We start from the raw sequence: 17,399 nt of genomic DNA, 5'->3' as shown, positions 1-17,399 counted from the left end.
CCTTGCCTAGTCCTTATGCAACTGCTTAATTGCCATCTTGCCAAATCCAGTTGTTTGAACATACCGTTCTCCATCTTCATTCTCTCCGATACGGATCATTCCCAGATGAAGCATCATGCGTAGAATTCGCTCTTCGAATATCGATTCAGGAGTATCATAGAAGAAAGGAGATATTAGATACCCCAGTTTCTGATACAATGACGCCACACTAACCCAGTCTGCAGAAGAGCGTTCGATCCAATAGATAATCGAGAGCAGGTTCGGGATCGGTATTTTGTACAGTCTCAGCCAAAAGGTCACGAACTGCAACATTGCTTCACGATGTTCTTCCTTAAGATAGGCTAGGCCGGTCGAGGTTAGCCTGAGGCTGTCGCCTTCCTCTTTAATCAGACGGATATGATAGGCATAATCATATAGCAGTGAGAAACGGCTCGGATAATCCTTGAATCGGCGGCCATAGCCAAACCTCCAGCCTTTGCCAACGAGCGGTTCGCTTACATGCAGCATATCCATGATCTGCATTTGGCTGCGCCGATACATCACACCCTCTGCATTAAGAGCGACACTATGGTTCATGACATATTCAAGGAACAGCAGCAGATCGGTCGTCATGAGCTCAGGCTCTTCCCGATATAGTACAGGTTCTTGCTCTGCCTGGATAACCTCTGACTTAATACGCCTCTCAAGTACCTCGCGAAGCCTATGACGCAGGTCATCGGGCACCTCGAACAAGTAACGGGTAGCAGGGGTTGCTCCCTGGAAGAGCCAGGCACGCTGTCTGAACCGGGATATAACCTCGCGCGGATTCTCCCGCTCTTGCTCCTGATCAAGCCCGGCCTTGACTGCTCGTGACTGCTTGGCACAAGCCAGCAAATCCTCAAGACTGAATTGCTTGCGGCCATCGAACAGAAGAGCGTTCAAGAAGCGTAAATCCTCTATGCTCATTCCGTCCAGATGATGCTCGATGAAGCCACGCCGCCCTACCGTCTGCAGGATGGACTGAATCAGTTCATGCTTGGAGTTTCCATTGCAATCGCACTGATAATGGTTCGCTATTCTGCTGAGTTGCGCAATATCAGCATAAGTTAGCATATCCGCCAGATTCATAGGTTACCGCCTCGCCGTTTTAATACCATTATGGGAATTTTGACGGTAATTATTCCTTCATACCAAAAAAAACCAGCCCTTTCAGGCCGGTTTCACTTGTTATAGTTCATTTAAAAACTTATATATCCTCTAGATGGCGTGTGCAATTATAGAGACGCATATCCCAATTATGATCCTTCTTTTCTAGTATAGTTAAGGACAGATTACCGATACGCTCCGTACATTTATTATGATAAAGAACTGTAAACAACTGGGCTAATAAACCACCGTGAGAGATTACAAGCACATTATTGTCGCTATACTTCTCACCGATCTCCTTCAAGAACGACAAAGCTCTCTCCTGAATAGCTTCATCGCTCTCCTGACCAAGATCTAGCTGCTTCCAATCCACTCCCCAGAGCGTCTCCCGCTCTTCGGCTGTTAACCCCTCTACTTGGCCAAAAGCCTTCTCAACCAGTCTCGAATCCGGATCATATAACGGAATATTCAGAGTTCTGGCAATGATCTCCCCTGTCTCTTGAGCCCGAGATAAGCCACTTGTAATGACAAAATCCCATTTATACTCCTGATCCGTAAGCAGCCGCCCCGCTAACTTCCTCGCCTGACTACGCCCTTCTTCATTAAGGGGAATATCACTCTGCCCTTGAATTCTCCCGATCTTATTCCAGTCTGTTAATCCATGACGTATCAAGCCAACTAGCATATTCAACCTCCCAAAGATTATCTCTAATATCTCTAAAATTCGGTGAACTCCTATATAAAAAAAGATAAACACTTCTTCTGGGGAAGAAGCGCCTATCAAATCTCACGCTATCTCTTGGAACGGCGTACGCCCTTCCAGGACACGATGGCAAGAACCATGCCCCCCATCGATAAGTACATCCAATATTGCGGATAAGTCGGGCCCATCTGCACTACGAACGGATCTACAATGCCACGAACTTCGGTCGGCAGACTGAAGGAGACATGGCTCATATTCTCGCTATCGGTTGTAGCCACCGCAGTCGGTAGAACTCCGGTCAAAGATTCATATTTCGAATCCTCTTCCAATTTTCCACCCATCACGAACAGCAATGTGCTGCATAGGAAGACTACGAGGAAGCATGCTGCCCATAATGAGACACGCCTGCTAATCCGTTTATGAAATCCGGGGTCCCGAACATCTGGAGCAAGCCAGGGAGATTCCGAGTAAATTCTATCCATTACCTTGCGATTCACAGATTCGGCTTGTTCTTCAGTAATCTCAAACGGCAGATCATGAACCGCTTCTAGACTTTCCTGCCAGAAACGATATTCAACCGCACAGGTTTCACAGCCTAAAACATGCCACTCCAGCATTTGTCTAAGAGGATCATCCTGCGGAAGATCCGGAAGTAGTGGAAATAACTGCTCCGCCTCTCTACAATTCATCTGCTTTTCATCCCTTCATAATGCTCGTAGCTCGGCTCATAGAAATAGGGTTCAAGCTGACTTTTTACACTGCTGCGTGCTCGGAACAACAAGGATTTCACAGCACTTACACTTTGACCGAGAATGCAAGCGATTTCCTGATAGTCCAGTTGGTCGTACTCACGTAATATTAGAGCCGATCGCTGCTTTTCCGGAAGATTGTTAATTGCTTCGCGAACAAGGCCAACACGTTCATTGCGCAGAATCGCCTGTTCAGGGACAAGCTCGTGCGGCGCAACAGGTATGTATCCACTCTCCTCTAACGGCACATTGCCACTTCGCTGCTTACGTAATTCACTCAGAACGGTATTTCTTGCAATCGTATAAAGCCAGGTAGAGAAAGAAGCATCTACTTCACGGAAAGAGTGCAAACTTCGAAATGCTTTATAAAAAGTCTCAGAACAAATATCCTCTGCCAATAATTCCAATTGAGCGCTCTTTAGCATGTGATATACAAATGCCAAAATTTTGCGTTGATACCTACGCATTAGCTCCGAGTATAACTCGGTATTGCCTTCTTTTATCTCACGAATCATCTGGGAATCCGTCATTTAAGTGCGAACCTCCTCGCCCGTCCATGCGCTTATTCCCCGTTCGATTCTTATACATTATTACCGAACAGGATTAAAAAAGTTGCGGTTTGCTTATGTAATTATAAAAAAAACATCCATATGATGGCGTCATTATCAATTCATATTGCAATCCTACAATATTATACCATAGAAGAAGCACCGATAAAAATATGTCCGGGCTAAGACAACGACATGTAGTTGAATAGGATAACATTAATCTTCACCACGGCATAAATTACTTTTATAGTGCGTTTTCTAATTTCACAAACGGAAGAAGGTAATAGCATGTCTTCTCCCGGCAAAAGCAACAAAGCCAGAAATGGCAGCTCCAAAAATGGCAATTCAAACAGTAATTCAAACAGCAAATCTTCCAAATCAAAACAGCAGAAACCCGGGAGCATTGAAGCCGCTGTTGCCGCCTTGCTGTTGACCGGTAAATTAAAGGTGGACTCGGTCGAATTGTTCAGGGAAGCGTCTGTCGTCATCAGCTTGATTGGCCAATACAAAACACTTGGCTCCGGTAACGGATCGAACATAGATAAGCTGGTCTCATTTTTTCAGAACAATGGTGATCTTACTCTAAATGAAGTATTTGCCGCGATGAAAAAAATGACAGATTGAATAGCACACCGTTTGACAGTTTGACGTAAAGGGGGCTTCAGGGATGGGAGAGTTTGATGGCGAAAGATTTGCTGAGCTTCTGATTTTGATCATCGTTATTAGCTTGCTGTTCTTCGGATCGACGGAGATTGCCAATTTCACTTCCGGACCAACTCCGGTTTAAGCCGTTTGTACCTGCGGATCTAGGGCTTTATTTCCTTATTGTTCAACACCTCCACTTTTGAGGAAGAGTTGTTTCCTGCCCGGTTCGTATTTTCAACCAGCTGTATTATATTTTTGTAGGTTTGCTGAGCCCCCAGCACCAATAGTGCTCGGCCAAGAGTCGTTAGTTTGAGTTGTCTTGAACAGAATCCCCCGATTGTCATCATTAAAGGGACTGTTGGTGAGGTATTGGACAAAATAACCTTCTCCGACAGTTCTTCTTTATCCGCCAACAACTGGAATGAGCTGGTTATCGCAGGAATAACCGCTTTGGAATTGCCCCGCCCCACACTGAAAATATCATTCCCTTGATCATCCTTGCCATGGTGGATCAACTTCCCATGTTCCTGTGGAAGCAGCTTGTCGAACATGTAAGTATTCAAAATTTCCTCCTTTGATGGCTTACGGTCTCGCGGCAACTGATTCAAATGATAAGCTGCAGCCAAGACCGAGGTATGTGTCCCCCCATAGCAGTTGTAAATGTAGATCATGCTAATTTCCCCTTCATGGTTATTATTTAAGATAAATGTGTCCCGTTTACCTTCAAGATATACTCTTTGAGTTTTAGTCGAGCTATTAGCAAGCACCGTATTTTGCCATATATATAAAAGTTAATTTGGGGGACGATAATTCCCGGGGAATAAAATATCAATTCGGAGGAAAAAGCCATGAAAAAACTATCTTCTGTCCTGCTATCCGCAACTCTTCTTCTTTCCTTCGCATCGGCTGTTGGTGCGGCACCTGCTCATCAAACCAAAGCGTATGAGCATAAGATGCATACCAAATCGATGCATAAGGAAAAAACAGGAAAGCACAAAGTGCATGCAAAGAGCCACAAGGCTAAGAGAATCAAGACTAAGGCTACTGAAATGCCTCGCTCAGGGTTTGGCGGCGCTAGCGAACAAACAGAATAGAGGAGCTGAGAGAGGGGGATTCCCCTCTTTCTATATTTATCAAGATGAAAATGCTGCGATGGAAACTCACGATCATTACAATGCTTATAGCCTTAGCCTGCTCGAGCTGTTCTGCACCAGAGACGAAGAACAAAGCGGAGAAACAAACCGATCTTCCACAGACTTCAACACAGTCTGAATCCAACAGCGAAATCATACGGCCTAATCATCCAGAAAAGACATCCGAAGACGCCGTACATACTGCCCCGGTTGAGCCATTCCTGCCCAATCATCTGTATATTCCAAGCATTAATGTCTTTGCAAAGATTATGCCGGTGGGTGTTGCAGAGGATGGACGAATGGATGTGCCAGAGGATACTGAAATTGTCGGCATTCTGCAGCCAGGCGTTCTTGCCGGAGCCAAAGGGAACGTCATTATGGACGGACATGTAGACAGCTATACGGGTCCGGCTATCTTCTTTAATTTGAAAAAACTGCGTCCAGGCGATACCATCATCGTATCTAATAAGACAGGGCGACGACTAACCTATGTAGTTGAAAGCGTTGAGTCCTTCATTACGGCTGAAGCTCCGCTTGAGAGAATTTTTGGCGATACGGAAGAACACAGGCTCAATCTGATTACTTGTACGGGAAAATACAGCCGCAAGAAAAAAGAACATGAAATGCGGCTCGTCGTGTTCGCCAAATTACAGAATGGGACCTAATGGCATCTCATAGTAAAAGGGAAAATTTGTAGTTAATCTACAATGAAAGCGCTAAAAAAATGTGTTGACAGAATGAAAACGGATACATTATAATAAAAGCACAGTATGGTTTCTCTCCACTCCTATCCAATATCTGATGCTCGTTAGTGAGCATGCGTCACTTCAACTACGAAGTGGCGTTTTTTTTATCGATTTTAGACCGCTTGAACTTATATGTATTATTAAAATCAAAAAGCAGGGCCGTAAAGACCCCGCTTTCCGTTAAATTCATATAAGAATAGAGTTCAAACATATACAGCATAGCCCATCGATTGCAGATGCTCTTTAGCTCGCTCCATAGCGCTCTCCTGACGGAAGGACAAATGCAGCAGTCCAGGCACATCCTCGCGGCTCTCGATAATCTGAATATTGCTCAAGTTAATGTTCTGATCACCAAGCTCCGTCGTAATCTGTCCAATAATCCCCGGATGGTCAGGGACATCGATGTACAAATCGAACAGCGAGGAGATCATGCCTTTGCGTCGCTCAGGAAGCTCGCTGCGGAATCGGTTTGCTTTGACGAAGGAATCGACGATACCTTCCCCATTCCTGTCCTCCAGCATGGAGATGAAGCCACCAATCTCTTCATTCCAATCCTTAAGCAGCGATAGCACCACGTTGCGATTGCTTAACAGAATATCACGCCAGATGATCGGATCGCTGGAAGCAATCCGCGTAATGTCGCGAAATCCGCCTGCCGCAAGGGTCCGATACAGGCCGTTGGAGGCATTGTAATCGCACACTTGATTCACGAGCGCTACCGCGATAATATGCGGCAAATGACTAATCGCACCAACGATCTCATCATGCTGAACAGGATTAACCCGTACGACCTGCGCCCTTGTATATAGCAGAAGTTCCTCCAGCTTAGCATAAGCCTCGTCTGGAACACCGGTTGCCGGCGTTAGAACATAATAAGCATTCTCGAACAGCAGTGTCGAAGCTGCCTCCACACCGGATCTCTCAGAGCCGGCCATAGGATGGCCGCCAATGAAATACACGTCCGGTCGCGACAGTTTCTCTGCCGCAGCAGCGATCGAAGCCTTCGTGCTGCCTACATCTGTAATAATACAGCCTGGCTTAAGCGGAAGTGCATACAGCTTCTCCAGGTACTCTTCCAGATTACCTACAGGCACACATAGAAATATAAAGTCGGCGTCACGCACCGCTTCTTCCATAGAGAGGGTCGCGGAATCCACAACACCCCGGTCCAGCATCACTTCGAGCGATCCGGGACGGGGGCTGTGGCCAACAACCTCAATCCCCGGCTTGCCGCGAAAACAGAGGGCTAGAGACCCACCAATCAATCCAACACCAAATATTGCAATTTTTGTAGTCATAAATTTTCACTCAACTTCTACTAAGATTATTTACTTCATCATAAACAGGATACTTGTCAAAGCTCATTGAGGTCATTTATGGCTAGATGTATACACTCGCTAGACTCGTACCTTACGCTGCTGAAGCACCTGCTCCAGAGCTGCGATAAACCTCTGGTTCTGGCTCTCTGAGCCAACCGTTACCCGAATGGAATTCGGATATTTAGAGAAGCCGCCGCGCACAATGACTCCCAGCTTAAGCAACTCCTGGAACATCTCCTGTGACGGAGTCTCCACATCAACCATAATGAAATTGCCATGTGCCGGGAAATAAGACAACTTAAGACGGTCGAATTCACCATTTAAGTATTCAATTCCCTTGGCATTCTTCTTGCGGCATTCCGCTACGAACTGGTGGTCTGCAATCGATGCTCTCGCCGCAGCCTGACCAATCCGCGAGGTGTTGAACGGCTCACGTACCTGATTAATTAGTTTGATGACTGCAGGCTGACCCACACCATACCCGATGCGCAGGGATGCCAGGCCGTAAATTTTGGAGAACGTGCGAAGCACGACCAAGTTCGGATACTTATCCAACAACCGGATGCCATCTGCATAAGACGGATCAGTAACGTACTCGGCATATGCTTCGTCCAGCACGACCAGTACTTGACCAGGAATCCGATCCAGAAAAGCGATCAAATCCGCTTCAGGTACGATAGTCCCTGTCGGATTGTTAGGATTGCAGATCCATACAACCTTAGTCCGATCATTAACTGCCTGAAGCATTGCTTCCAAATCATGCGTTCCTGCCTGTAGAGGAACCTCGATACTGATTGCGCCCTCGATATCGGCGTTGCTCTTATAGACGGAGAAAGTCTGATCCGCCATAATGGTCTCGTCTCCCGGAAGGAAGAAAGCTCTGGTAATCAGGGCGATAATCTCATCCGAACCACAGCCGAAAATAATTTGATTAGAATGTACCCCCAGATGACTCGCTAATTCTTCGGTTAATTCCACCGCACTTCCATCAGGATAAATGCTGATATTAGCAAGCTCCGCTTCGATCGCTGCACGAACGCGAGGGGAGCAGCCATATGGATTCTCATTCGATGCGAGCTTGATAACTTCTGTAAGACCAAGCTCCCGCTTGACTGCCTCGATCGGCTTACCAGGTTGATAGACCGGGAGGTTTACGATTTGCGGTTTTGGCAGCATAGATTTTCTCCTCCTTCATTCCTTACACTCTTAATTTTGCCACAAAGTCACGAATTTGCAACAAGCCCTGTTCCTTCGTCGCTTCACTCTGTAATAATGGCAATGCTTCCTCGATCTTGCGCACAATGGCACTACCGACGACAACCCCATCACAGAACTCGGCAAAATGCTGAGCCTGCTCTCGGCTCGAAATGCCGAAGCCAACGGCGACAGGAAGATCGGTGCCCTCCTTCACAGTCTTGATGAAATCATCCACTCCTTGGGCAAAAGAAGCTCTTTCTCCCGTAACGCCGAGTGAGGACACACAATAAATGAATCCACGGGCCCGGGACACAATACGATGAATTCGTTCATTCGAGGTGGGAGCGACGAGTGGCACAAGATGAACATTCGCTTCATCCGCCAGATGCAAAATTTCCTCGGATTCCTCGTACGGTAAGTCAGGGATGATGAGTCCGCTAATTCCTGCTTCCTGCACGAGCCCAAAGAAGCGTTCAAATCCAGTCTGCAGGACCGGATTGAAATAAGTGAATAATACGATTGGCATTTGAATGCCGCTCTCTCTAGCCAGGCGGGCTACCTCAATGCAAGTCTCGATCGTAACATGATGGGCCAGCGCACGCTCTGATGCCCGCTGTATGACAGGACCATCAGCTAATGGATCGGAATAGGGGACGCCTAGCTCAACGATGTTCGCACCGGCCAGCTCGACTTCTCTTAATATTTCCATAGTAGTCTCCACATCCGGATCACCAACTGTAATGAACGGCATCAGTGCTGCTTTGCCTTCCTTGCGAAGCTGGGCAAAGGTCTGATCCATCAGATTCTTTTCCGTAGACTTCATAGCGCAGCACCCCCTTCAGTGTAAGCCATAATCGACTCCACATCCTTATCTCCGCGCCCTGACAGACAGATTACGATGATCTGTTCACTGCTCATCTCCGGCGCCATCTTCATAACTTGAGCCACAGCATGTGCCGATTCCAGCGCAGGAATAATTCCCTCTGTTCTGCTTAGTAACTGTAGAGCATCTAGCGCCTCCTTGTCGGTAATCGGGTAGTACCGTGCCCGCTCTATATCTTTCAGATAGGAGTGCTCCGGTCCGATGCCTGGGTAATCGAGACCCGCGGAGATTGAATGGGCCGGCTTAACCTGTCCATACTCATCCTGCAGCAAATAACTAAGTGAACCCTGGAATACACCCTTGCTTCCTTTCGTCATCGTTGCCGCATGAAATTCCGTATCAATGCCTCTACCTGCTGCTTCGGCACCAACCAATTGTACAGACGCATCTTCGATAAAAGGATAGAACATGCCGATTGCATTGCTGCCTCCGCCAACCGCAGCGACGAGCATATCCGGCAGTCTTCCTTCCGCGTCTAGAATCTGGCGACGCGTCTCATCACCGATGATCCGCTGGAAATTGCGAACCATCATCGGATACGGATGCGGTCCAGTCGCCGAGCCAAGAATATAGAAGGTGTCCTCGACATGACTGACCCAGTAGCGCAGCGCCTCATTACAAGCATCCTTCAAAGTGCGTGTTCCAGACATAACTGGCACGACCTCCGCGCCGAGCAGCTTCATGCGAAACACATTAAGCTGTTGACGCTTCGTATCTTCTTCTCCCATGAATACCTTACACTCTAGACCGAGCAGTGCTGCGACCGTAGCCGTAGCCACACCGTGCTGGCCCGCGCCTGTCTCAGCTATGACTTTTTTCTTCCCCATCCGTTTTGCCAGAATCGCCTGGCCAATCGCATTGTTGATTTTATGGGCTCCAGTATGGTTCAAATCCTCGCGCTTCAAGTAGATCTTCGCACCGCCCAGGCTTTCGGTCAGTCGCTCCGCATAATACAGCGGGGTCTCCCTTCCTGAATACTGCTTCAGCAAATATGCAATTTCTGTTTGAAAATCGAGATCATCCTTATATCGATTATAGGACTCCTCAAGCTCAATTAGCGCGTTCATTAACGTCTCCGGGACATAACGGCCGCCAAATGGACCGAACCGCCCGTGTTCATCAGGAACTTGTGCCACCTTCCCCTTCACCCTCTCCACGAATGCTGTTATTTTATCTATATCCTTGCTTCCATTCATCTCCACACCGCTCGACACATCTACACCATCCGGGTGTGTATTCCTCATTAATTCAGTAATGTTATCGGGATTCAGTCCACCAGCAATCCAGCAAGGAATACCTTGCGCCCTGGCCCAAGCCTGATAAGGAAGAGCCTTCTCCCAGGCAAAAGATATCCCTGAACCACCGCCATAAATCGGGTCATAAGTGTCTAGCAGAACAGCGTCCACAGCGCCTGCATAATCTTCGATCTTCAATTCTCCACTGAGTGATCCGCTCTCCAGTACGGAGAAGGCCTTGACCACCTGAATCTCAAGTCGTTCCCGTACCTCCCGGCAAAGCTCCGGACTTTCGCCGCCATGCAACTGCACCGCATCCAGCCCTGCAGTCTTCACAATATCAGACAGCTCCGCCAGCTCAGGATTTACAAATACGCCAACGCCCTTTGGGATTTCTGAAGTCTTCCATTCTTTAAGCTGCGCCGCCAACTCGGCCGCCTGGGCAGGACTTACTTGCCGCTTGCTCTTGGCGAAGACAAATCCAATATAATCTATGGGTAAATGTATCATCGATTTTAGCACTTCAACGGATTGAAGTCCACATATTTTTACTGTAGTTTCATTCATTTTCAGGAACGCTCCTTCCGCAAGACAGACCCGACCCCATCTTGCTCCAGCACACCCATCAACTCATTCACCGCTTGATCGACACGTGGCTGTCTCATGAACGTCTCGCCAATGAGGAGCCCCTTCGCGCCAGTCTGGGCCAAATACTTCACATCCTCAGGAGTACGAATTCCGCTCTCACTGATCAGTGTCACCTCCGCGGGTACCATAGAGGACAATTCAGCCGTTACCTCAAGCCGCGTCTCAAATGTATGAAGGTTACGATTATTGATTCCGATAAGTAGGGCATTCCCTAGCGATAGGGCTCGTTCCATTTCATTCCGATCATGAACCTCAAGCAGAACGTCCAGATCCAGTGCAGCAGCCGTCTGCATAAACCTGCGAAGCTGTTCATCATCCAGAATTGCCGCAATCAGTAGAATCGCATCCGCCCCGAGGAGTCTTGCCTCATAGATCTGCATTTCATCGATGATGAAGTCCTTGCGCAGCAGCGGGAGCTTGACATGGTCGCGGATTTGCTGCAAATAAGAGCCGCTTCCTTGGAAGTAGCTCTCATCGGTCAAGACCGAAATACAATCCGCTGCTGCAGACTCATAGCTGCGCGCGATCTCCACTGGATTGAAGTCAGGACGGATCAACCCTTTGGACGGCGACGCCTTCTTTACCTCAGCGATCAGCCCTAATTCCCGCTTATTCCTCACGGAGAGCGCCTGATGAAATCCTCGCGTTGGCGGAAGCAGAGAGATTTGCCGCTCTGCTTCTATTCGTGTTAATCGTTCGGTCAGCTTCTGAACTTCCTGTCTCTTCGTCTCGACGATTTTATCAAGATACATAACTTAAATCCTCCGTTGTATGAATAAGCTGTTCCAGCTTGCTGTATGCTTTCCCCGAATCGATCGACTCGGCGGCAATGACAACTCCCTCACGAATGCTGTCAGCCAGGCCAGACACATAAATGCAGGCTCCGGCATTCGCCAGCACTACATCTCGGTAAGCCCCCTTCTCGCCTTGAAGCACCCGTGAGATGATCTCAGCGTTCGTAGCCGGGTCTCCTCCCATCATTTCAGTGAGCGGATATGCTTTTAATCCGATATCTTCCGGCTGAATTTCATAGGTGTTCACTTCTCCGTCCTTCAACTCCGAGATCAGAGTTGGCGAGGAGATGCTGATCTCGTCCAGCCCTTCCCTACTTGTTACAACAAGTGCCCGTTTGGAACCTAGCTCACGAAGCACGCTAGCAATTGTCTGGGTCTTGTCGGCATCATAGATTCCCAGTACTTGTCGGTCAGCACCAGCCGGATTCGTCAACGGACCGAGCATATTGAATACGGTCCGCACTCCCAATTCTTTGCGCGGCCCTGCCGCATACTTCATCGACGGATGATAAATCTGCGCGAACAGGAAGCAGATCCCGATCTGGTCGAGACAACGCTTCGCTTGCTCTGCATCCAGATGAATGTTCACTCCGAGCGCTTCTAACACATCCGCACTTCCAGCGCGGCCAGAAGCAGAGCGGTTGCCGTGCTTGGCTACGCGAACAGACACGGATGCGGCAACAATGGCCGATGTCGTCGAAATATTGAATTTGTGAATGCCAGAGCCGCCAGTTCCGCAAGTATCCAACAACCGAGTTGACTCTGTGTACATCCGATTCCCCTGTAAGCGCATAGCCTCGGCAAATCCCGTAATTTCTTCGATCGTCTCACCCTTAATTCGCAAAGCCGTCAGAAGGCCGCCAATTTGCGCCGGAGTCGATTCTCCACTCATAATAACTTCCATGACTTCCTTCGCTTCTTGCCGTGCCAAATGTTGGCCGGCTATGACCCGTTGCAATCCGGTTTGCACAATTTGCTGTCCGTTCATCCTCTCTACTCCCTTCTTAGCCCCGCAGGCGTATATTCATATAAATAATCCTGATTGGTCACCGCTTCATCCTTCGCTTGCAGCGGAAACATCTGCTCAGCCATCCGAATTGCCGTTAACAAAGCCTTCGCTTTATTCACTGATTCTTGATATTCGTTCTCTGGCACCGAGTCCCATACGATCCCGCCCCCGGCCTGTACATAAGCCTTGCCGTTCTTGAATACGATCGTCCGAATTGTAATGCAAGAATCCATATTGCCCGAAAACCCAAGATAGCCGATCGCTCCAGCATAAGTTCCTCTTGCTTGCTGCTCCAACTCGGCGATGATCTCCATCGCTCTCAGCTTCGGCGCGCCTGATACAGTTCCCGCAGGCATACAGGACAGAAAAGCATCGAAGAAGTCCTTGTCGCTCCGCATTTTACCGGATACCTTGGAGACCATATGCATGATATGCGAGTAGCGTTCAATATTCATATAGGACTCACATTTCACACTACCGAACTCCGATACTCTGCCGAGATCATTGCGTCCCAAATCAACCAGCATCAGATGCTCTGCTCTTTCCTTCTCATCCTGCAGCAACTCGGCCTCGAGCGCCAGATCCTCCGCAGTGGTAGCACCGCGCGGTCTCGAGCCAGCTATTGGCCGTGTCTCCACCCGGGTTCCCTCTACCTTCACTAGAACCTCAGGCGATGTACCGACGATAATCTCGTCGTCCATTTTAAGATAATACATATACGGCGAGGGATTGAGCGTCCTCAGAACTCTATACACATGCAGCGGATCGACCTCTGTCTCAATATGGAACCGCTGCGATAATACAACTTGAAATATATCTCCGGCTCGGATATACTCCCGGCCCTTCTCCACATTCGCTATGAACTGTTCCTTCGTTAGATTGGAACGAACGTCCCCAAGCTCTACTTGCGTGGGAATCGGCTGCCGGTTGAACTTCTCGGTCGGATCTTCCTCTTGAAGAAATGCTGCTGCTTCATCAAGCTTAAGCTCTGCCTCCTGGTAAGCCCTGCGTATATCTTCCTCAAGATCCCCATCTTTGACATGCACATTGGCAATCAGCAGAATACGCTGCTTAATGTGGTCGAAGACGATAATCTGATCGCAGAACATGAACTGCAGATCATTCATATTGAGATCATCGATCCGGTGCTCCGGCAGCTTCTCATAATACTGCAGCAGATCATATCCGAAGAAACCAATCGCTCCCCCGGTGAAAGGAGGCAGTTCTGGAAGCATCGGGCTACGGAATCCCCTCAGGATGGAGCGAAGCTCCTCCACAGGTTTTTGCGACTGTTTCTGCTCTTTGACGCCGCCGCGCTCTACAACTAACTGGCCTTTCTTGGCGGTAATCATCATGAACGGGTCTTTGCCGATAAAGGAATAGCGCGCCCAGTTCACACCACCCTCTACACTCTCCAGTAAAAATGCCCGTTCCCGCTCGGCGATCCGCCGGAAAATACGGATAGGCGACTCCATATCCGCCAGTAATGTGCGTACGATCGGAATCAAATTATAGTCTTTGGCCAGTGCAATTACCTGCTCAACCTGTGGGGTTGTCATGCTCGATCACTTCCTTCTTCTCATCTTTGTAATACTTTTTTTTGAACTTACTCTTATAGGCAACAAAAAAACCTCTACCGAAGTAGAGGTAACTTAGATTCGCAGTATGAAGTGACGTCTGTCCTGTACAATGCCGACAAGCATACGGAATGAAAAATCACAGAAATTACGGATCCCAAAATAACCCGGAGTCTCATAATTCCTACGGAACAGTAAATACACCCGTCCCCATGTATAGGTTCCCCTATAGATTCATCCTCTGTATGTCCTGACCATTTCAGGCATAATATCTGAACTAGACTACTCTCTCAGCTAAACTCTGCTCATCTCAACTCTACTCAGCTCAAAAAACCATTCTTAACCAAAATCTTAAAATTAATATACATGATTCTTTGCCAGTTGGCAACTTTCTTTTTTTGCCTAAATCCAGACATCATTCCGGTATTAAGCTTGCCCGCTGATATCCGGACGAAGGCTTCTCGCCTCATTCATATACATATGCTTCATTTCCCGCTGCGCCTTATTCGTATTTACATGGATCAACAGTCGGATGCACTTCGGAAGCGCGTTCTTCACCGGGATCTCAGTCGAACACATCAGCGGAACCATATCCCAGCCCTGCAGCACACGAATTGCCTTAGCAGGAAAAGCAGCATCAAGATCCGGCGTAACTGTAATCCAGACACTGCAAATGTCCTCAGGCATAATCTCATTGGCAGCGACGACCTTCTTCAATAGCTCTGCTGTTGCGTCCAAAATTTCCTGTTCCTCGTTATGAGCTACCGTCGTTGCTCCGCGGATGCCGCGATTATACATTCTGTCTTTCCCCTTTCAATTCCCCGATAACCCGGCGTACCTCGTCTAGTGTCACATCGGAGACAATCTCTACCTTTCCGATTTGAACCGGGAGTACGAATACAATTTTGTTCTCTGTAAACTTCTTGTCATGCATCATGGCCGAGATCAGTTGATCTTCATCCAAATGCACTGGCATGGCCGTTGGAAGTCCGAAGCCTTGCAGAAGCTCTACTGTTCTCTCATAAATCGCTGCCTCTCTGCCGCGATGAACGGCAATCAAAGCCGCTGCAGCCATACCAATGGAGATGGCTTCTCCGTGCAAATACTCACCATAGCCTCCGGTGGCCTCAATCGCATGACCAAGCGTATGACCGAGATTAAGGATAGCGCGGAGTCCTTGCTCCCGCTCGTCTGCCGCAACAACCTTCGCTTTAACCCCACAGCCCTGAATCAAACCATATTCCAGAGCTTCCGGGTTCAGTGACAGCAATTTACCGGCATGGTCCCCGCACCAGTCGGCGAACTGTTGATCCCAGATCAAGCCATGCTTCACCATCTCGGACAAGCCTGCACGAACTTCACGATCCGGTAAGGTCTGCAATGAACTAACATCGTAGAGAACCATCTCAGGTTGATAGAAGGCACCGATCATGTTTTTAGCCAGACGATGATTGACCGCCACCTTCCCGCCAACGCTGCTGTCATGAGCCAGAATAGTCGTCGGCATCTGAATGAAGTTTACCCCGCGCATATAAGAAGCAGCTACGAATCCTGCTAAATCGCCAACCACACCGCCACCAAGAGCTACAACGGATGATTTACGATCCAGACCGCTCTCAATCGCCGTCGTCATTACTTCCTCAAATACAGCCAATGACTTTGAAGGCTCTCCGGCCTCAACAATATGATGAACTGTCCGGTAACCGCTCGATTCCAGAGAGACTTCAACCTTCTGCAAATGCAGCGGTGCTACATTGGTATCTGTAACGATCAGTACCGGACTCTTCTTCGTTAATCCATGACGCTCAAAATAAGCGCCAGCTTGTTCCAGCAAATCTCCGCCAATATAGATCGGGTAAGATCGATCGCCCAAATCTACTTCCAGCGTTCTCATTAGTAGGCCTCCAATTGAGCTAGGTAGCCCTTGTAATTGCGCTCAATCTCTTCGATGGAATCTCCGCCAAATTTCTCAAGGAAAGCCTTCGCCACTTCCCAGGCTACGACATGCTCTAGTACTACGCTTGCTGCGGGTACAGCACATGCATCAGAGCGTTCTACCTGAGCAGTGAAAGGCTCCTTCGTATCAATATCAACGCTCTGCAGAGGTTTATAGAGCGTCGGGATCGGCTTCATTACCCCACGTACAACAATCGGCATACCGTTCGTCATCCCGCCTTCGAAGCCACCAAGACGATTGCTTGCCCGGTAGTATCCGCGGTCCTCACTGTACAGAATCTCATCATGTACCTGTGAACCAGGTATTGTGCCCGCTTCAAATCCGATTCCGATCTCCACACCCTTGAAAGCATTTATCGACATAACTGCTTGAGCGATTCGTCCATCCAACTTGCGGTCATATTGCACATGACTACCGAGTCCAACCGGCACGCCTTCAACGATACATTCTACAATTCCACCGATCGAATCGCCTTCGGACTTAATTTTATCGATGTATTCCTCCATCTTCTTCTCTGTAGCCTTATCCGCTACACGGACAGAGGATTGTTCAGTAATCTCTATCAGCTCATCCAGAGATAATTGATGTGGAGGAGCTTCGATCTCGCCGATTCTCTTCACTTGACCGCCGATCTTAATGCCGAAGCGGCCCAGGAATTGCTTGGCAATCGCGCCAACGGCAACGCGAACTGCGGTCTCACGCGCACTAGAGCGCTCCAGCACGTTACGTAGATCCTTCAGATCATATTTGAGTCCGCCATTCAAGTCAGCGTGACCCGGACGAGGACGATGAACACGACGTTTCTCTTCGTCAGTGCCTTCAATAGGCTCAATATTCATAATGTTACGCCAATGCGTCCAGTCGTTGTTCTCTACAACGACAGCGACAGGCGCTCCGGTCGTATATCCATGGCGAACGCCACCGACAATAGCCGCGATATCCTTCTCGATTTGCATCCGTCTTCCACGGCCATACCCCTTCTGACGACGGGCGAGCTCATAATTAAGCGCCTCAAAATCCAGATGCAGATTGCTAGGCAATCCCTCGATAATAGCAGTCAACTGAGGACCATGTGTCTCCCCAGCCGTTAAATAACGCAAAGTCATGCTGCGTTCCCCCTTTAAACTGTTA

Annotated in this window: 18 protein-coding genes and 1 pseudogene; 3 read left to right on the top strand and 16 right to left on the bottom strand. The window is 48.4% G+C overall.

Going from position 1 to position 17,399, the window contains the following annotated elements:
* Positions 1-6: 6 nt before the first annotated feature.
* The 4 genes from ABD014_RS18770 to ABD014_RS18755 all read right to left on the bottom strand — a co-directional run bounded on the left by ABD014_RS18770 (position 7) and on the right by ABD014_RS18755 (position 3,107).
* On the bottom strand, positions 7-1,107 hold the full coding sequence (locus ABD014_RS18770) for a hypothetical protein (protein ID WP_343863605.1): 1,101 nt from the start codon (positions 1,105-1,107) through the stop codon (positions 7-9).
* A gap of 118 nt (positions 1,108-1,225) precedes the next feature.
* Entirely contained in the window at positions 1,226-1,810 is a 585-nt protein-coding gene (locus tag ABD014_RS18765) for a histidine phosphatase family protein (RefSeq protein WP_343863603.1), read from the bottom strand.
* Positions 1,811-1,917: 107 nt separating this feature from the next.
* Complete coding sequence (locus ABD014_RS18760) at positions 1,918-2,517, bottom strand: anti-sigma factor (protein ID WP_343863601.1); 600 nt, start codon at positions 2,515-2,517, stop codon at positions 1,918-1,920.
* Positions 2,514-3,107: an RNA polymerase sigma factor gene (locus ABD014_RS18755; RefSeq protein ID WP_126997856.1), complete on the bottom strand. Its 594-nt coding sequence runs from the start codon at positions 3,105-3,107 to the stop codon at positions 2,514-2,516. The genes ABD014_RS18760 and ABD014_RS18755 overlap by 4 nt, the downstream gene beginning before the upstream one ends.
* A gap of 306 nt (positions 3,108-3,413) precedes the next feature.
* Between ABD014_RS18755 and ABD014_RS18750 the strand changes: the two genes are divergently transcribed.
* The gene (locus tag ABD014_RS18750; protein WP_343863597.1) at positions 3,414-3,749 is read left to right on the top strand and encodes a hypothetical protein; all 336 of its coding nucleotides are present in this window, start codon (positions 3,414-3,416) and stop codon (positions 3,747-3,749) included.
* Between the two features lie 182 nt (positions 3,750-3,931).
* Here ABD014_RS18750 and ABD014_RS18745 read toward each other — a convergent pair whose 3' ends face one another.
* Entirely contained in the window at positions 3,932-4,441 is a 510-nt protein-coding gene (locus tag ABD014_RS18745) for a DUF3189 family protein (RefSeq protein WP_343863595.1), read from the bottom strand.
* Between the two features lie 177 nt (positions 4,442-4,618).
* Between ABD014_RS18745 and ABD014_RS18740 the strand changes: the two genes are divergently transcribed.
* A complete protein-coding gene (locus ABD014_RS18740) occupies positions 4,619-4,864 on the top strand; it encodes a hypothetical protein (RefSeq protein WP_343863593.1) in 246 nt (81 codons plus the stop codon).
* Between the two features lie 50 nt (positions 4,865-4,914).
* Positions 4,915-5,568 (top strand): class F sortase, encoded by a 654-nt coding sequence (locus ABD014_RS18735; RefSeq protein ID WP_343863591.1) that lies wholly within the window; start codon positions 4,915-4,917, stop codon positions 5,566-5,568.
* Between the two features lie 284 nt (positions 5,569-5,852).
* On the opposite strand, the gene ABD014_RS18730 is transcribed toward ABD014_RS18735, so the two are convergent.
* The 11 genes and pseudogenes from ABD014_RS18730 to aroC all read right to left on the bottom strand — a co-directional run bounded on the left by ABD014_RS18730 (position 5,853) and on the right by aroC (position 17,374).
* Positions 5,853-6,947, bottom strand: a complete 1,095-nt coding sequence (locus tag ABD014_RS18730; RefSeq protein ID WP_343863589.1) for a prephenate dehydrogenase — start codon at positions 6,945-6,947, stop codon at positions 5,853-5,855.
* A gap of 99 nt (positions 6,948-7,046) precedes the next feature.
* Positions 7,047-8,144 carry a histidinol-phosphate transaminase gene (hisC, locus tag ABD014_RS18725; RefSeq protein ID WP_343863587.1) on the bottom strand — a complete coding sequence of 366 codons (1,098 nt, stop codon included), beginning with the start codon at positions 8,142-8,144 and terminating at the stop codon, positions 7,047-7,049.
* 22 nt (positions 8,145-8,166) lie between these two features.
* Positions 8,167-8,988 (bottom strand): tryptophan synthase subunit alpha, encoded by an 822-nt coding sequence (trpA, locus tag ABD014_RS18720; protein ID WP_343863585.1) that lies wholly within the window; start codon positions 8,986-8,988, stop codon positions 8,167-8,169.
* A complete protein-coding gene (trpB, locus tag ABD014_RS18715; RefSeq protein ID WP_343863751.1) occupies positions 8,985-10,184 on the bottom strand; it encodes a tryptophan synthase subunit beta in 1,200 nt (399 codons plus the stop codon). The genes trpA and trpB overlap by 4 nt, the downstream gene beginning before the upstream one ends.
* Positions 10,185-10,211: 27 nt before the next feature.
* Positions 10,212-10,850, bottom strand: a pseudogene (locus tag ABD014_RS18710) (phosphoribosylanthranilate isomerase); the annotation flags it as partial.
* A gap of 2 nt (positions 10,851-10,852) precedes the next feature.
* Positions 10,853-11,683 carry an indole-3-glycerol phosphate synthase TrpC gene (gene trpC, locus ABD014_RS18705; protein ID WP_343863583.1) on the bottom strand — a complete coding sequence of 277 codons (831 nt, stop codon included), beginning with the start codon at positions 11,681-11,683 and terminating at the stop codon, positions 10,853-10,855.
* On the bottom strand, positions 11,673-12,713 hold the full coding sequence (trpD, locus tag ABD014_RS18700) for an anthranilate phosphoribosyltransferase (RefSeq protein WP_343863581.1): 1,041 nt from the start codon (positions 12,711-12,713) through the stop codon (positions 11,673-11,675). Before trpD ends, trpC begins: the two co-directional genes overlap by 11 nt.
* Before the next feature lie 5 nt (positions 12,714-12,718).
* Complete coding sequence (gene trpE / locus ABD014_RS18695; protein ID WP_343863579.1) at positions 12,719-14,293, bottom strand: anthranilate synthase component I; 1,575 nt, start codon at positions 14,291-14,293, stop codon at positions 12,719-12,721.
* Positions 14,294-14,737: 444 nt separating this feature from the next.
* Positions 14,738-15,109, bottom strand: coding sequence for a chorismate mutase (gene aroH, locus ABD014_RS18690; protein ID WP_343863577.1), 372 nt, complete (start codon positions 15,107-15,109; stop codon positions 14,738-14,740).
* Positions 15,102-16,205, bottom strand: a complete 1,104-nt coding sequence (aroB, locus tag ABD014_RS18685; protein ID WP_343863575.1) for a 3-dehydroquinate synthase — start codon at positions 16,203-16,205, stop codon at positions 15,102-15,104. Before aroB ends, aroH begins: the two co-directional genes overlap by 8 nt.
* Complete coding sequence (gene aroC / locus ABD014_RS18680) at positions 16,205-17,374, bottom strand: chorismate synthase (RefSeq protein WP_343863573.1); 1,170 nt, start codon at positions 17,372-17,374, stop codon at positions 16,205-16,207. The genes aroB and aroC overlap by 1 nt, the downstream gene beginning before the upstream one ends.
* Between the last annotated feature and the right edge of the window lie 25 nt (positions 17,375-17,399).

This window comes from Paenibacillus motobuensis (genome assembly GCF_039521865.1).
Taxonomy (GTDB): domain Bacteria; phylum Bacillota; class Bacilli; order Paenibacillales; family Paenibacillaceae; genus Fontibacillus; species Fontibacillus motobuensis.
This window is presented reverse-complemented; position numbering and strand designations above follow the sequence as displayed.

What these genes read in the sequence shown, in the direction of transcription:
- ABD014_RS18770 (WP_343863605.1), bottom strand. Translation starts at nt 1,107, where the DNA reads ATGAATCTGGCGGATATGCTAACTTATGCTGATATTGCGCAACTCAGC.
- ABD014_RS18765 (WP_343863603.1), bottom strand. Translation starts at nt 1,810, where the DNA reads ATGCTAGTTGGCTTGATACGTCATGGATTAACAGACTGGAATAAGATC.
- ABD014_RS18760 (WP_343863601.1), bottom strand. Translation starts at nt 2,517, where the DNA reads ATGAATTGTAGAGAGGCGGAGCAGTTATTTCCACTACTTCCGGATCTT.
- ABD014_RS18755 (WP_126997856.1), bottom strand. Translation starts at nt 3,107, where the DNA reads ATGACGGATTCCCAGATGATTCGTGAGATAAAAGAAGGCAATACCGAG.
- ABD014_RS18750 (WP_343863597.1), top strand. Translation starts at nt 3,414, where the DNA reads ATGTCTTCTCCCGGCAAAAGCAACAAAGCCAGAAATGGCAGCTCCAAA.
- ABD014_RS18745 (WP_343863595.1), bottom strand. Translation starts at nt 4,441, where the DNA reads ATGATCTACATTTACAACTGCTATGGGGGGACACATACCTCGGTCTTG.
- ABD014_RS18740 (WP_343863593.1), top strand. Translation starts at nt 4,619, where the DNA reads ATGAAAAAACTATCTTCTGTCCTGCTATCCGCAACTCTTCTTCTTTCC.
- ABD014_RS18735 (WP_343863591.1), top strand. Translation starts at nt 4,915, where the DNA reads ATGCTGCGATGGAAACTCACGATCATTACAATGCTTATAGCCTTAGCC.
- ABD014_RS18730 (WP_343863589.1), bottom strand. Translation starts at nt 6,947, where the DNA reads ATGACTACAAAAATTGCAATATTTGGTGTTGGATTGATTGGTGGGTCT.
- hisC (WP_343863587.1), bottom strand. Translation starts at nt 8,144, where the DNA reads ATGCTGCCAAAACCGCAAATCGTAAACCTCCCGGTCTATCAACCTGGT.
- trpA (WP_343863585.1), bottom strand. Translation starts at nt 8,988, where the DNA reads ATGAAGTCTACGGAAAAGAATCTGATGGATCAGACCTTTGCCCAGCTT.
- trpC (WP_343863583.1), bottom strand. Translation starts at nt 11,683, where the DNA reads ATGTATCTTGATAAAATCGTCGAGACGAAGAGACAGGAAGTTCAGAAG.
- trpD (WP_343863581.1), bottom strand. Translation starts at nt 12,713, where the DNA reads ATGAACGGACAGCAAATTGTGCAAACCGGATTGCAACGGGTCATAGCC.
- trpE (WP_343863579.1), bottom strand. Translation starts at nt 14,293, where the DNA reads ATGACAACCCCACAGGTTGAGCAGGTAATTGCACTGGCCAAAGACTAT.
- aroH (WP_343863577.1), bottom strand. Translation starts at nt 15,109, where the DNA reads ATGTATAATCGCGGCATCCGCGGAGCAACGACGGTAGCTCATAACGAG.
- aroB (WP_343863575.1), bottom strand. Translation starts at nt 16,205, where the DNA reads ATGAGAACGCTGGAAGTAGATTTGGGCGATCGATCTTACCCGATCTAT.
- aroC (WP_343863573.1), bottom strand. Translation starts at nt 17,374, where the DNA reads ATGACTTTGCGTTATTTAACGGCTGGGGAGACACATGGTCCTCAGTTG.